The following is a 14,638-nucleotide window of genomic DNA, read 5'->3' as shown; positions in this document are numbered from 1 at the left end:
CCGGTGTCGCTACTCCTGGAACGAGGCGTCCGCGGAGGCGTAGCGGGGGGCTCCGGTGTACCAGGCATGGAGTCCGGAGAGGAACGCGCAGGCTCCCCGGAGCCACGTCTCCAGTTCGGCCCGCTCGTCGCGGTCGAGGCCGGACCGCCGGACGAGTTGCGGCAGTTCGCTCTGCCTGAGGTGCTCGAAGTCCCGCAAGCGGGCGTTCACGAGATGCAGGGCGGCGGGCACGGCCCCGTGGAGAGTGATGCCCAGAGACGTTCCGACGACCAGGACCAGGTTGTTGACGTCGTGTTCCTCGTGCACCTCCCTTTCGTAGGAGGCGATGTCGTTCGCCAGTCCCATGAAATCCATGAAGGCGTCGAGCAGGGCCCGGACGGTCCGGCTGTGCCGGATCTGCTCGGGTATTCGCGCGCCGGTCGCCAGTTCGACGGAATAGGGAGCGGTATAGGCGGCGAAACTCTCCCGCCGGAAGGGGGCGTAGTCGATCAGATGGGGAATGCGGCCGCTGCGGCTGTTGGCCAGTTCCTCGACTCCCGCGTCGACGTATCTCGCCAGGGCCCGGTTGAACTCGTTTCGCCAGTGCGCCAGTCGGGGCGGGAAGAGGTGCTGCTGAAGATCCGCGATTCCCCTCTCGACGGCATTCGCCGGCTCCGGGAACCGGGCGCCGGGCTCCGGTCGCAGAAAGGCGTGCAGCCGGTCGGTGAAGGCGATCGCGCCGGCGAGGTCACCGGTGTGCTTGAACGCGGAGGCGAAGTAGTCGTCCCAGGCGAGGGCCCACACGTTGAACCGGTGGTTGAGGCGGAGGTCGGCGAGTGAGGCGTCCGGAAGGGTCCAGGCGGTGAGCTGGTCGACGGTCATGTCGCGGTACGCGGACCGGGTCCAGATCGCGCGGCCGGTCGACGGCCCCTCGTGGTCGTCCAGCATGCCCATCGCGCGCGCCCAGGTCTCGCTCTCCTCGTGCAGGGCCGGGAGACAGGGATTCACCCGCAGCGGATAGGGCATCCACAACCGGGGGAGCTCGACGGCACGCACGGTCATAGGGACCGACCTCCTTCTCTCCTCGGCCCGCTTCGGTCTGCGGACCACCATGCGAGCGGCCTCCCCGGGTGTTTCGCACGGCATGCCGGAGGGGTGTGTCGCGCCGCGCGTGCTCCCGGACGTCGGTGACAGGCGCCGCTGCCCCGAGGCCGGACGCTGCCCGCCCCTGCGGCTCTCCAAACCTGCCCACTACGGATGTCCGGCAACCCCGCCACCTCCCCTGGCGCTTACCGCTCCAGAACCAACGTGATCCAACATGCTGTGGGGGGTGCCGGATCGCGGACCGGGCTGGAGCGTGGGGAGATCTCCCCTATGCCTTGTTCCCTCTTGGGTGGCGGCTCGGTGTCGATCGGGAACCCTCTTGCCGGTTTGTTGACTTCTGGTGGAAACGGCGATTTCCTTTCTCGCATCGAGTTGGTTAACGGCTGAACATAGTGACTTCGCCCGAAGAGCCTCGTCGTCCGCCCTCGCTCAGACCGGGAGCGGACGTGCCGTTCGGCCTTCCTCGCACGGCTCCCCGTGGGTCCCTCACTGATCCTGCGCCTCACCGGTCGGCCGTGTGCGGCCTGTTCCGGCAAGGGGAATGACATGTCCACGCGCTCGTCGTGGTCCTCGGGCTGTTCGGCGCCCTCAACGAGAGCTGCCTCAGCCTCTTCCCACCTCCAGGTGATCGTCGAGGCGGCCACTCACCGGCCTCCTCGCCATCGTCCAGACCGTCGTCATCATCTGCGGCGGCCTCGACATCTCCGTCGGCTCCCAGGTCGGCGTCGCGTCCGTCGTCAGCGCCATGGTCTTCACCAGCACCGGCTCCGGCGCGTTCGTCGGCGTGCTCGCCGTCGCCCTCCTCGGCGCCCTGGAGAACGGCCTGACGGTCGAGGGCGTCAACACCTTCTGGCAGAACGTCGCCCAGGGCGCCCCGCTCGTCGCCGCCGTGGTGATCCAGCAGCGCCGCAACGGCGAACGGGCCGTCGGGCTGCCGCACTGACCGGACGCGCGGACGAGGCCCGCTCCCTTCGGGGGAGCGGGCCTCTCGGCGTGCCGGAGCCGGCGGACGAAGGTGTTTCCCGGCGGAGCCCGGGGTGTCGGGGTGCCGGGAGGGCTGGGACGGCGGGGAGTCCGGTCGATCGGGCCGGGGTTCGGGTGTACGCGGACGGAACCGGGCGCGTACGGGACGCGTCCGGGCCCGGGCCGTAACCGGATGTTCCTACTCCTCGGTGGGGCCGAGGTCGGGCGTCTCGCGGAAGTCGACGGTACGGGCCCGGGGGCCGGCGTGGAGTTCCAGGACGACGACCTCGTTCGTACCGGCGCGCAGGACGGGGGCGGGGACGTACAGCGACTGCTGCGGGCCGCGGGACCAGTAGCGGCCGAGCGCGAAGCCGTTCACCCAGGCGTTGCCCTTGGTCCAGCCGTCGAGGTGCAGGTAGGTGTCGGCCGCCTCGGTCAGCTCGAAGGCGCCCCGGTGGAAGGTGGGGCCCACGGGGGTCGTCGTGGTGGCCGTGAAGGGGATGTCCTCCGGGGCGGTGAGCGGGAGCGGCCGGTTCGTCCAGGCCACCGGCTCGACGCCGTCGAGGAGGACCGTGCCGAGCAGGCCCTTGCGGTCGTGGATGCCCTGGCCGTAGTTCACCCGGCCCTGGTTCTCCACCAGGACCGAGAGCACGCTGCCGGCCCGGGGGACCGAGAAGGACAGGGCGTGTTCGTGGTTCTCGCGCTCCAGGACGCCCACCGGCTGCCCGTCGACGAAGACCTGGGCGCGGTCGCGGACGTGCTCGACCTCGAGGAGGGCGGGGCCGCGCACGGGCAGGGCGGTCTCGTAGAGGACGAAGCCGAAGTCCTGCTCCAGCTCCTCCATGGTCAGCGGTCGCCGGGAGTCGATCCGCGGCGCGAGCGCGGCCGCGCTCGGCAGCAGTTCGGCGCTCTCCGTCAACGCGACCGCGGGGACGGCCAGTTTGGCGCCCGGGGCGGGGACGGGACCGTCCGGCACGGGCGCGTACTTGGCGATGACGTCACGGAAGGCGGTGTACTTCTCCGTCGGGTCCCCGGCCTCGTCGAGCGGCGAGTCGTAGTCGTAGGAGGTGACGGTGGGCCGGTAGGTGTGCTTGTCGTTGGCGCCGTTGGTGAAGCCGAAGTTGGTGCCGCCGTGGAACATGTAGAAGTTGACCGAGGCGCCGGCGGCGAGGACCTCGTCGAGCTCGCGGGCGGCGTCGTCGGGGTCGCGGACCACGTGCCGGGCGCCCCAGCGGTCGAACCAGCCGATCCAGAACTCCGTCGTCATCAGCGGCCCCTCGGGGCGCTGGGCGCGCAGGGCGGCCAGATGGTGGGCCGAGCGGCTGCCGAAGTTGGCGGTGGCGAGGACGCCGGGGAGGCTGCCCCGCTCCAGGTCGACCGGCTGGTCGCAGGTGAACAGGGGGACGTCGACCCCGCAGGCGCGCAGTGAGCCGGCGATGTGCTCCAGATAGGCGGTGTCGTCGCCGTAGGCCCCGTACTCGTTCTCCACCTGCACGGCGAGGACCGGGCCGCCCTGCGAGGCGAGGGAGGGCCGGAGAGGGGTCAGCAGGCGCTGGAAGAAGTCGTCCACCGCGGCCAGGAACCGGGGGTCGCGGGTGCGCAGCCGTATGTCCGGCTCGGCGAGCAGCCACGAGGGCAGACCGCCGCCCTCCCACTCCGCGCAGATGTACGGGCCGGGGCGCAGCAGGACGTGCAGACCCTCGGCGGCGGCGAGGTCGAGGAAGCGGGGGAGGTCGAGCCCGCCGTCGAGCGCGAAGCGGTCGGGGCGCGGCTGGTGGAGGTTCCACGGGACGTAGGTCTCGACGGTGTTGAGCCCCATGAGCCGGGCCTTGCGGAGCCGGTCCTGCCACTGCTCGGGATGGACCCGGAAGTAGTGCAGCCCGCCGGACAGGAAACGGAAGGGTTGGCCGTCGAGCAGGAATCCGGCCTTGTCTGTCTGGAGAACGGGCATGCGCTGCTTGCTCCTGTACGTGAAGGGTCGTGCGGGTCGAGACGTAGCCCTGCATGTTTACGCAAACATGGGGGACGTGGCAAGCCCTTTCCCGGGCTGGCGGGGGCGGAGCCGAGATGCGGCTCCGCCCCGCTGCGGCAGGGCTACTTGTTGACGGTGAAGCCCTGGCCGTTGCCGTACTTGACGCCGGCGTCCTGCCAGGCCTTCAGGCCGTCGTCGAGCGTCGTCGAGGAGACGTAGGCCTTGCCGACGGTGTCGTTGAAGATGGAGTTCGCGTACACCTGGAAGGGCAGGTAGGACCAGTCCTCGCCGACGTTGCGGGCGGACTCGGCGAAGATCCGGTTGGCCTGCTGGCCGCCGAAGTACGGGAACTCGGTGTCGAGGAACGCCTTCGACTCCAGGTCGGCGCGGGTGGCGGGGAAGGCGCCCTCGGCGACCCGGGCGCTCGCGCCGGCGCCGGTGGTGGCGAACTCGGTGAAGGCGTAGGCGAGTTCCTTGTTCTTGGCGGCCTTCGGCACGGCGAGCGAGCTGCCGCCGTTCTCGGCGGTCGTCCTGCCGCCCTTCTCCCACTGAGGCAGCGGGGCGACCCGCCAGTCGCCGGAGGCGGAGGCGACGCCGGAGGTGAGGTTGGCCGGCATCCAGGCGCCTATGGAGAGGGTGGCGATGGAACCGTCGGCCAGCCCCTTGTACCAGGCGTCGCTCCAGGAGCTGATCGGCGCGACCAGCTTCTCGTCGAGGAGCTTCTGCCAGGTGGCGGTGTACTTCTTGGTGCCCTCGTCGGCGAAGTTCACCGTGACGTCGGTGCCGTCGGTCTTGTAGGGGCGGCCGCCGGCCTGCCAGATGAGGCTGGTCGTGGCGCCGGCGTCGCCGGTGTCGTTGGTGATGAAGACCTTCGGGTCGGCCTTGTGGAGGGTACGGGCGGCCTCCACGTACTCGTCCCAGGTGGTCGGCACCTTGACGCCGTGCTTGTCGAAGACCTTCTTGTTGTAGAAGAACGCCATGGGGCCCGAGTCCATGGGCAGGGCGTGGATCGCCTTGTCCTCGGTGACCGCGTTCCACGGGCCGGGCGTGAACGTCGTGCCGTACTTCTGGGCGCCGTAGGGGGAGAGGTCCTCGACGGCCTTGCCGATGGAGAACTGGCCGAGGGCGTAGTACTCGATCTGCGCCACGTCGGGGGCGCCGTCGCCGGCCGCGATCGCGTTCTGCAGGGCGGTGTACTGCTTGTCGCCGGTGCCCGCGTTGACCAGCTCGACGTCGACCTTGGGGTACTTCTTCTCGAAGTCCGCCACCACCTTCTTGAGCGTGGGCTCCCAGGCCCACACCGTCACCTTTCCGCCCTTCTCGAGCGCGGCGGCGATGTCCTTCGGGCCGTCGCCGGCACCGGTGCCCGAGTCGTCGGAGCCGCAGGCGGTGGCGGTCAGCGAGAGCGTGGCGAGTACGGCGAGTGCGCCGAGCGGTCTGCGGGTGGCGTGCGTACGCATGGGAGGTGCTCCTGGTCGATGGTGCGGAGGGAGGGACTTCCGGGAGGGGAGGGGGAGGGGAGGATCAGGGGCGGGCGGTCATTCCTTGACGCTGCCCGCGGCCAGGCCGGACTGCCAGTACCGCTGGAGCAGCAGGAAGACGGCCACGATCGGGACGATCGTCAGCAGGGAACCGGTGACGATGAGGTCGAAGACGGCCTCGCCGCCGGCCGTCTGGGCCTGGGAGTTCCAGGCGTTGAGGCCGAGGGTCAGCGGGTACCAGTCGGGGTCCTTGATCATGATCAGCGGCAGGAAGTAGTTGTTCCAGGTCGCGACCATGGAGAACAGCAGCACGGTGACGGTGCCGGGCACGAGGAGCGGCAGCGCGATCGTGAAGAAGGTGCGCAGCTCGCCGGAGCCGTCGATGCGCGCGGCCTCCAGGAGCTCGGTGGGGACGGCCTCGGCGGCGAAGACCCACATCAGGTAGAGGCCGAAGGGGGAGATCAGGGAGGGGATGATGACGGCCCACGGGGTGTTGGTCAGGCCCATGTTGCTGAACATCAGGAAGGTGGGCACCGCGAGGGCGGTGCCGGGGACGGCCACGGCCCCGATGACGACCGCGAAGACCGCTTTCCGGCCGGGGAAGTCGTACTTCGCGAGGGCGTAGCCGCCGAGGACGGCGAGGATCGTGGCGCCGCCCGCGCCGGCGGCGACGTACAGCAGCGTGTTGAGCAGCCAGCGGACGAAGACGCCGTCGTCGTACGTGACCGTGCGGGTGATGTTGTCCCACAGGTTGAAGTCCTCGGCGAACCACAGCCCGAAGGAGTCGAGCAGTCCCCGCTGGCTCTTGGTGGCGTTGATGACCAGCCAGGCGAGCGGGAGCAGGGTGTAGACGAGGACCAGGCCGGTGACGAGGGTCAGCGGGATGCTGGGGCGGGGGTTGAGCGGGGTGTGCGGGAGCCGCTTGCGGCGCCCGGCCGTGGCCGGGCGGGCGGCGCGGTGCGAGGTGGCGGGGGAGCCGCCGGTCCGCTGCTCCGCGGGAGACGGGGTGGGCTCGGCGGCCGCGGTGGTCATGGAGGTGGTCATGGCTCAGCCCTTCCGCATGCCGCGCAGCTGGACCGCGTAGGCGATGATCGCGGTGATCACGCCCATCACGATCGCCACGGTCGCCGCGTAGTTGTGCTGCTGGCCCGCGAAGGACAGCGAGTACGTGTAGAGGTTGGGGGTGAGGTCGTTGGTGATGGCGTTGGGGGCGAGCTTCTGCAGGATGCTCGGCTCGTTGAAGAGCTGGAAGCTGCCGATGATCGAGAAGATCGTGGCGATGACCAGGGCGCTGCGGATGGCCGGCAGCTTGACCGAGGTCACGACGCGCCACTCCCCGGCGCCGTCGATCGCCGCCGCCTCGTAGAGCGAGCGGGGCACGACCTTGAGGGCGGAGTAGAAGATCAGCATGTTGTAGCCGACGAACTCCCAGGTGACGATGTTGCCGATCGAGGCGAGGACCAGGGAGGGGGAGAGCGGGTTGGGGAGGGTGACGCCCAGCGCGTCGTTGATGTTTCCGACCAGGCCGAACTGGTCGCCGTACATGAAGCCCCAGATGAGGCTGGCGACGACGGCGGGCACGGCGTACGGGAGGAAGATGGAGACGCGGAAGAAGGTCTTGCCGTAGAGGCGGCCGCTGTCGATCGCGAGGGCGGCGAGGAGTGCGATGCCCAGCATGACCGGGACCTGGATCAGCAGGAAGAGGCCGACCCGTATCAGGCCGTCCCAGAATCGGGGGTCCGTGAGGGCCTCGGCGTAGTTGTCGAGACCGACGAAGGAGGTGCCGCCGATGAGCCGGTCCTGGAACAGGCTCAGGTATCCGGCGTATCCGATCGGTGCGAGGAAGACGAGGCCGAAGACCGCGACGAACGGGCCGGCGAATCCCCAGCCCACGAGGGCCTCCTCGCGGAGGCGGAAGCGGGCTCGTGGGCGGGGCGGTGGTGCTGCCGCAGCACGCGTCGACAGGAGCGTCATGGCTTGGGTCCTAGCGTCGGTGACCGAGCGGTCCGGAGACGGGGAACGGGTGGAAGGCGGCCTGAGGCCGGGAACCGACCCTTCGAGAGGGCTGGCCGACGAGAAATGTTTACGTAATCATCGGTAGCGTGATGGTGACATTCCCGCTGGGGGGCGTCAAGCACGAAGTAGCAGCGAATGAGAGGGATTCGGGTGACCGAGCAGAACGAGACCGGTCGGTCGGCGGCAGCCGTGAACGACGGTCGACGGGGGGCGCGCACCCGGCCGCGCCGTGTTTCCATGGCGGACGTCGCCCAGCGGGCGGGGGTCTCCTCGCAGACGGTGTCCCGCGTCTCCAACGGCGACGCGGCCGTCGTCGAGGCGACCAGGAAGAGGGTCCTCGACGCGATGAAGGAGCTGGGCTACCGCCCCAACAGCGCGGCCCGCGCCCTCAAGCGGGGTGAGTTCCGGGCCATCGGCGTCATCACCATGGGGCTCACCAGCACGGGCAACGTCCGGACCCTGGACGCCATCGCCGGCTCGGCGTCCCGCGCCGGCTACGCGGTCACCCTCATCCCGCTCGACGCGCCCACCCAGGACAACGTCAAGGGCGCCTTCACGCGCCTCGACGAGCTGGCGGTCGACGCCGTCGTGCTGATCATGGAGGTGCACCTGCTCGACGCCGCCGCCCTCACCCTGCCGCCACACGTCAAGGTGGTCGTGGTGGACTCCGACGCCACCGGGCGCTTCCCGGTGGTGGACACCGACCAGCGGCAGGGCGCCCGCGCCGCGGTGCGGCACCTGCTCGGCCTCGGTCACGGCACGGTGTGGCACGTCGCGGGACCCGAGGAGTCCTTCGCGGCGGGCCGCCGCGCCGAGGCGTGGGAGGCGGCGCTGCGCGAGGAAGGGCGTCCGGTGCCCGCCGTACTGCGCGGGGACTGGACCCCCGAGTCGGGCTACGAAGCCGGTCTGAGGCTCGCCGACGAGGCCGACTGCACGGCGGTGTTCGTGGCCAACGACCAGATGGCCCTCGGGGTGCTGCGGGCCCTCCACGACCGGGGCGTGCGGGTCCCCGGGGAGATCAGCGTCATCGGCTTCGACGACATCCCCGAGGCGGCCTCCTTCATCCCGCCCCTGACCACGGTCCACCAGGACTTCGCGCAGGTCGGAGCGTTGTGCGTGGACGCCGTCCTGCGGGAGCTGGCGGGCGAGACGGTGACGGGGGTGCGGCTCGTGCCGACCACCCTGGTGGAACGGGACAGCACGGCGCCCCCCGGCGGGCGCGGAGGGGCGCGCTGACGGTACGCCGGGGGAGAGGAAACCGGCGCCGGGGAGCCGCGCAGACCGGACGCGACGGACAGGGACCGACGGGCGGGGCTCGGCGGACGGGGCCGGGCGGACGGGGCCGGGCTCGGCAGGGCCGGTCGGCGGGAGGGCCGGTCCGCGGGAGGGGCAGGCCGATCCGGGCGCGGCGGAAGCGGCCGACGGGAGGGCCGCGCCGGCCGGGCCCGGCAAGGCTGCCGAGGGCCGGGGCCGGTCGGGCATGCCGGAAGCGGCCTACGGGTGAGTCGTGCCGGCCGGTGCGGCGGGGCCGGTGGCGGGAGTGGGACGGGGCGGTTTCAGGACGTGGTGCCCGGCCGTGGCGGAGCCGTGCTCGAACGCACCACGAGGACGGGTTCCACCGCCCTGCGCCGCGGACCGTCCGTACGGCCCTCGATCTGGTCGAGCAGCAGCGCGACGCAGTGCTTGCCGACCACCTCGAAGTCCTGGTGCACGGTCGTCAGGGGCGGATGGAGGTACGCGGCCTCGGCGACGTCGTCGAAACCGGCCACGCTGACGTCCCCCGGCACGCTCCTGCCCGACTCGTGCAGGGCGCGCATCAGACCCATCGCCATCTGGTCGTTCGCGGCGAAGACGGCCGTGACCTCCGGCCGCCGGGCGATGTCGAGCCCGGCCTGGTGGCCCGACCTGGCCGACCAGTCCCCGTGCACCACCGGCGGGACGGGCGCGCCCGCGTCCGTCAGGGTCCGGCGCCAGGCCTCCGCGCGCCGGCGTGCGGCGAACGAGTCGGACGGGCCGGCGAGGTGCCAGACCGTACGGTGGCCGAGGCCGAGCAGGTGGGACACCACGCTGTGGGAGCCGTGGGCCTGGTCGAAGTCGACGTTGGGGTACTCGTGGCCGGTGTCGCCGTCGGCGACGACCACCGGCATGGACGGCGGCAGGCGCAGCGACGGGGTGTCGAGCATCTGCGACTCGACCAGCACGATGCCGTCGACGGACTGCAGCATCAGGTGCTGGAACGCGTGGCGTACGGCGGCCTCGGTCTGGGCCCGTACGCCCATGAAGTTCACGGAGAACCCGGCCTCGCGGGCGGCGTCGGCGATCGCCCCGAGCGTACGGGCGTTGCCGTGCGCGCCCACGTCGAAACTGACCACGCCAAGGGCTCCGAACCGGCCGGTGACCAGTGCGCGGGCCGCCGTGTTGGGGCGGTACCCGAGCGCCTGCATGGCGGAGAGCACCTTCTCGCGGGTGGCGGAGTCGACGTTCTCCCGGTTGTTCGCCACCCGGGAGACGGTCTGCGAGGAGACGCCCGCCATCGTGGCGACGTCCGCCATGGACGGCCACTGGCGGGCCGGCCGTGAGCGGGGCGACCGAGTTCTGTTGTCCGTCGCCATGCACGCGACCTTCCGTCGAGAAGACACCGGAGACCTCCCGCGCGGAGGGGCCCTCCATATGTTGACGTAAACATACCGACCGGTCAATCTTCGGCGGATCCTGTCCGGATCCTTGACAGCCTCCGTGACCCCTCCCAAACTCTCGTCCCGAACGCTCGTGTTAACGCGAACATGACCAGGTGGCATCTCCGCGTGACGCGGCGGTCGCTTTCTGTCGGCGGCGCCGGACACCCTGGCGGCCGCCTTCCGGCTCCACCAGCGCGCTCCCCTCAACCGCAAGCCCTCCCATGGCGGAGGTGCGCCCAGGCCTGCCCCGACCGCCACACCCGACAGTCCCCCTCCAAGCGCGAGGTACGCGATCATGCGACGCACATCCTCCGGGACGGCCACGGTGCTCACCGCGCTCTGTGCCGTTCTCCTCTCCCTCCTCGGTGCCGCCGGCACCGCCCACGCGGCATCGGTGACCGTCACCAACGCCACCCGGTTCACCGACCCGAACGGCAACCCCGTCCACGCCCACGGCGGCGGGGTCGTCAAGGTCGGCTCGTACTACTACTGGTTCGGCGAGAACCGCCACGCCGACAACAGCTTCCGGTACGTCTCCGCCTACCGCTCCACCGACCTGAAGACGTGGGAGTTCCGCAACCACGTGCTGACCGAGGCCACCCACCCCGAGCTGGCGGGCGCCAACATCGAGCGGCCCAAGGTCATCTACAACGCGGCCACCGGCAAGTTCGTGATGTGGATGCACAAGGAGGGCAGCGCGACCGACTACAGCGAGGCCCGCGCCGCCGTCGCCGTGGCGGACACCGTGGACGGCGACTACACCTGGAAGGGCAGCTTCCGCCCGTTGGGCCACATGTCCCGCGACATCACCACCTTCGTCGACACCGACGGCACCGGCTACATGATCTCCGCCGCCAACGAGAACGCCGACCTGCACGTCTACCGCCTCACGGCCGACTACACCGACATCGACGCCCAGGTGCAGAGGCTCTGGGCCGGGCAGTGGCGTGAGGCCCCCGCGATGTTCAAGCGCGGCAACGTCTACTTCCTGCTCACCTCCGGCGCCACCGGCTGGTCCCCCAACCAGCAGAAGTACGCCACCGCCACCAGCGTCACCGGCGAGTGGAGCGGTCTGCGGGACATCGGCGACTGGACCGCCTACGGCTCCCAGACCGCGTACGTCCTGACCGTCCAGGGCACCGCCGGCACCTCGTACCTCTACATGGGCGACCGCTGGGGCAACTCCGTCGGCGGCATGGTCAACGACTCCCAGTACGTCTGGCTCCCGCTGGAGTTCCCCAGCGCGACCACCATGACCATGGACTACTACCCGCGGGTCGCCGTGGACACGGCCGCCGGCACGATCCAGGGCCTCGGCACGTGGGAGACGCTGAAGGCCGCGCACAGCGGCAAGTGCGCCGACGTCGCCGACCGCTCCACCGCCGACGGCGCCGCCGTCATCCAGTGGGGCTGCGCCAACAGCGTCAACCAGCAGTTCTGGCTCGAGTCCGTCGGCAACAGCCGGGTGCAGATCGTGGCCCGCTACAGCGGCAAGTGCCTCGCCCCGAAGGACGGGTCGACCGCCAACGGCGCCGCGATCGCGCAGTACACCTGCAACGGTACGTCCGCCCAGCAGTGGAGGGTGACCGGCTCCGGCAGCACCGTGCAGCTGTCCGCCGTACCGAGCGGCAAGTGCCTGGACGTCATGAACACGTCCACGAATGACGGCACGCCGCTCATCCAGTGGACCTGCAACAGCAGCGCCGCCAACCAGAAGTGGCTCCGCACGGCTGCCTGACCGCCGTCCGGCATCGCACCGGGCAGGCCCCGCCCCCGTCGGGGCCTGCCCCACCCACGACCGTCCGCCCGCACCACCCGGCCGCGCCGTCCCCCGTCCGTGCGGCCCTCGGCGATCAACGATCAACTCAGGGAGACCGACCATGCCCCCCACCCGTGAACGACCCCCGACCCGAGTGCGCAGGAGCGGCGCGGTCCTGGGCACCGCCGCCGTGGCCGCGCTCCTCGCGACCGGCCTCACCCCCGTGACCTCCGTGGCGGCCGAGAGCACCGGACAGGCGGTGACCGTCCGTCCCGATCCCAGCTACCAGCAGCAGCCGTTCGAAGGCTGGGGCACGGCGCTCGCCTGGTTCGCCAACGTGACCGGGGGCTGGCCGGACGCCCAGCGCAACGCGCTCGCCGACGCCCTCTACGGCGCGGACGGCCTCGGCTTCACCATCGCCCGCTACAACATCGGCGGCGGCGACAGCCCCGAGACCACCCCCTACATGCGGGCCGGCGCGGCCGTCCCCGGCTGGTGGAACCGTCCGGGGCCCGAGTCCCCCGACTGGTGGGACCCGGACAACCCCACCCACTGGAACCCGAACGCCGACGCCAACCAGCGCTGGTGGCTCACCGCCGCCAAGGCGCGAGGCGCCGACACCTTCGAGGCCTTCTCCAACTCCGCGCCGTACTTCATGACGAACAGCGGTCTCGTCTCCGGAGCGTGGGACCCGAACCACGACAACCTGCGCTCCGACCAGTACGAGCGGTTCGCCACGTACCTCTCCGGCGCCATGAAGCGCGCGGAGAGCGCCACCGGCGTCACCTTCGACACCCTTTCCCCGATCAACGAACCGAACACCAACTACTGGCGGGCCGGCGGCCGGCAGGAGGGCTCCCACTGGGCCCCCGCCTCCCAGGCGCGCATGATCACCACCATGCGCGCCCGGCTGAACGCCGACGGCGTCACCACCCCCGTCGCCGCCATGGACGAGACCAACCCGAACGTCTTCCGCGACAACTGGGACGCCTACGACCCGGCGGCCAAGTCCGCGGTCGGCCGGCTCAACACCCACACGTACGGCACCGGCGGCCGTACCGGAGTCCGCGACATCGCCAAGGGCTCGGCCACCCCGCTGTGGATGTCCGAGGTGGACCTCGGCGGCAGCGTCGGGCAGAGCTTCACCGACATGAGCCCCGCCCTCGACCTCACCCAGCGCGTCAACGAGGACTTCCGCGAGCTGGAACCCCGCGCCTGGGTCCTGTGGCAGGCCGTCGAGGACTACGAGAACATGACGCCGGACCGCGAGAACTCCAACTGGGGCCTCATCCAGACCGACTTCACCCCGGAGGACGCGGCCAGCGAGCCCCTCCGCAGGAACAAGAAGTACTGGGCGATGGCGAACTACACCAAGTTCGTCCGTCCGGGCGCCCGCGTCATCAACACCGACAACGCCGACACCTTCGCCGCCCTCAGGCCGGCCGGCCAGGGCGCGGTCGTCGTCCACACCAACCCCACCGGTGAGCCGCAGCGGCTCACCCTGAACCTCGCCGGGTTCCAGAACGTGGGCACGGGAGCCGTCCAGCGCTACACCACCGACGGCACCAAGAACCTCCAGCGCGAGAGCGACCTCACCCCCGTCGGCAAGACGCTCACCACCACCGTGGGCGCGGGCTCCGTCACGACGTTCGTCCTGCCCGGCGCGACGGGCGTGAACGTCTCCGACACCACGGCTCCCACCGGCGCCGCGCGGCAGCTGCTCAACGACCACAGCGGCAAGGCCCTGGCCGTCGCCACGAGCAACGGCCAGAGCACCCTGGTCCAGCGCACCTCCAGCCCCGGCACCACGGCGCAGCAGTGGAAGTTCACCAAGCTCGCCTCGACCGACTGGGGCAACACCGCGGCCTACCGGATCACGAGCGTCGCCCACGGCAAGGCGCTCGCCGCTCAGGGCGACTCCCTCGCCCTGGTGACCTCGGGCACCTCCACCGACCAGAAGTGGATGCTCTCCACCACGGGGGAGGGGCACTACACCCTCGTCAACGTCGCCAGTGGCAAGCTGCTCGACGTCAGCGGCCAGTCCACGAGCGACGGCGCGCCCGTCGGCGCCTACCGTCCGACGACCGGGTCCAACCAGTCCTGGACCTTCCGCTCCGTCGCAGCGGACACCTGGACGCCCCTGCGGATGCGGCACAGCGGCAAGTGCCTGGACGTGAGCGGCGGCTCCACCGCGGACGGTGCCCAGGTCGTCCCGTACACCTGCGGCACCGCGACCAACCAGCAGTGGTCCCTGCGTCCGGCGGGCGGTGGCTACGTCAACGTCGTCGCCCGGCACAGCGGCAGGTGCCTCGACGTCACCAACGAGTCGACCGCCGACGGCGCGGTCGTCTTCCAGTACGGCTGCAACGGCGGCGCCAACCAGCAGTGGTCGGTGCACAGGTCGGCCGACGGCTTCCTCACCCTGCTCGCCCGCCACAGCGGCAAGTGCCTGGACGTGAGCGGCGGCTCCACGGCGAACGGTGCCGAGGTCGTCCAGTACGCCTGCGGCACGGCCACCAGCCAGCAGCTCGGCACTTCCTAGGAGCGCCGGGCCGGGGCCGGAGCCCCCCCCCGTGCGGCCCCGCCCCCCCCGGGGCCCCCCCCCGGGGGGGGGGGTATAAACAAAAGAAGCGGGCGCCGCAAGGGGGGGGGGTGATAGAGGGGGGGGGCGGTTGAGTATAAAAAG

The 14,638-nt window shown here is 71.0% G+C and carries 11 protein-coding genes; 4 read left to right on the top strand and 7 right to left on the bottom strand.

Annotation, left to right across the window (positions count from 1 at the left end):
• Positions 1-9: 9 nt before the first annotated feature.
• Positions 10-1,041, bottom strand: a complete 1,032-nt coding sequence (locus ACFWUY_RS15225) for a hypothetical protein (protein WP_384107435.1) — start codon at positions 1,039-1,041, stop codon at positions 10-12.
• A gap of 645 nt (positions 1,042-1,686) precedes the next feature.
• Positions 1,687-1,830, bottom strand: coding sequence for a hypothetical protein (locus ACFWUY_RS15220; RefSeq protein WP_384107433.1), 144 nt, complete (start codon positions 1,828-1,830; stop codon positions 1,687-1,689).
• Between ACFWUY_RS15220 and ACFWUY_RS15215 the strand changes: the two genes are divergently transcribed.
• Entirely contained in the window at positions 1,829-2,026 is a 198-nt protein-coding gene (locus ACFWUY_RS15215) for a hypothetical protein (protein ID WP_384107431.1), read from the top strand. The two genes, ACFWUY_RS15220 and ACFWUY_RS15215, sit on opposite strands and share 2 nt — an antisense overlap.
• Positions 2,027-2,245: 219 nt before the next feature.
• Here the strand turns inward: ACFWUY_RS15215 and ACFWUY_RS15210 are convergent, their stop codons facing one another.
• The 4 genes from ACFWUY_RS15210 to ACFWUY_RS15195 all read right to left on the bottom strand — a co-directional run bounded on the left by ACFWUY_RS15210 (position 2,246) and on the right by ACFWUY_RS15195 (position 7,473).
• A complete protein-coding gene (locus tag ACFWUY_RS15210; protein ID WP_384107429.1) occupies positions 2,246-3,997 on the bottom strand; it encodes a beta-galactosidase family protein in 1,752 nt (583 codons plus the stop codon).
• Between the two features lie 143 nt (positions 3,998-4,140).
• The gene (locus tag ACFWUY_RS15205) at positions 4,141-5,478 is read right to left on the bottom strand and encodes an ABC transporter substrate-binding protein (RefSeq protein WP_384107427.1); all 1,338 of its coding nucleotides are present in this window, start codon (positions 5,476-5,478) and stop codon (positions 4,141-4,143) included.
• A gap of 78 nt (positions 5,479-5,556) precedes the next feature.
• Positions 5,557-6,543: a carbohydrate ABC transporter permease gene (locus tag ACFWUY_RS15200; RefSeq protein ID WP_384107425.1), complete on the bottom strand. Its 987-nt coding sequence runs from the start codon at positions 6,541-6,543 to the stop codon at positions 5,557-5,559.
• Between the two features lie 3 nt (positions 6,544-6,546).
• Positions 6,547-7,473: a carbohydrate ABC transporter permease gene (locus ACFWUY_RS15195; RefSeq protein WP_384107423.1), complete on the bottom strand. Its 927-nt coding sequence runs from the start codon at positions 7,471-7,473 to the stop codon at positions 6,547-6,549.
• 279 nt (positions 7,474-7,752) lie between these two features.
• Between ACFWUY_RS15195 and ACFWUY_RS15190 the strand changes: the two genes are divergently transcribed.
• The gene (locus tag ACFWUY_RS15190) at positions 7,753-8,751 is read left to right on the top strand and encodes a LacI family DNA-binding transcriptional regulator (RefSeq protein ID WP_384107421.1); all 999 of its coding nucleotides are present in this window, start codon (positions 7,753-7,755) and stop codon (positions 8,749-8,751) included.
• Between the two features lie 320 nt (positions 8,752-9,071).
• On the opposite strand, the gene ACFWUY_RS15185 is transcribed toward ACFWUY_RS15190, so the two are convergent.
• Complete coding sequence (locus ACFWUY_RS15185) at positions 9,072-10,067, bottom strand: LacI family DNA-binding transcriptional regulator (RefSeq protein WP_384107694.1); 996 nt, start codon at positions 10,065-10,067, stop codon at positions 9,072-9,074.
• A gap of 421 nt (positions 10,068-10,488) precedes the next feature.
• Between ACFWUY_RS15185 and ACFWUY_RS15180 the strand changes: the two genes are divergently transcribed.
• A complete protein-coding gene (locus ACFWUY_RS15180) occupies positions 10,489-11,931 on the top strand; it encodes an RICIN domain-containing protein (RefSeq protein WP_384107419.1) in 1,443 nt (480 codons plus the stop codon).
• A 142-nt stretch (positions 11,932-12,073) separates the two neighbouring features.
• Positions 12,074-14,494, top strand: a complete 2,421-nt coding sequence (locus ACFWUY_RS15175) for an RICIN domain-containing protein (protein ID WP_384107417.1) — start codon at positions 12,074-12,076, stop codon at positions 14,492-14,494.
• Positions 14,495-14,638 lie beyond the last annotated feature (144 nt).

Source organism: Streptomyces sp. NPDC058664, from assembly GCF_042716635.1.
GTDB lineage: Bacteria > Actinomycetota > Actinomycetes > Streptomycetales > Streptomycetaceae > Streptomyces.
Note: the sequence above shows the minus strand (reverse complement) of the source record. Positions and strands in the feature narration are given on the sequence as shown.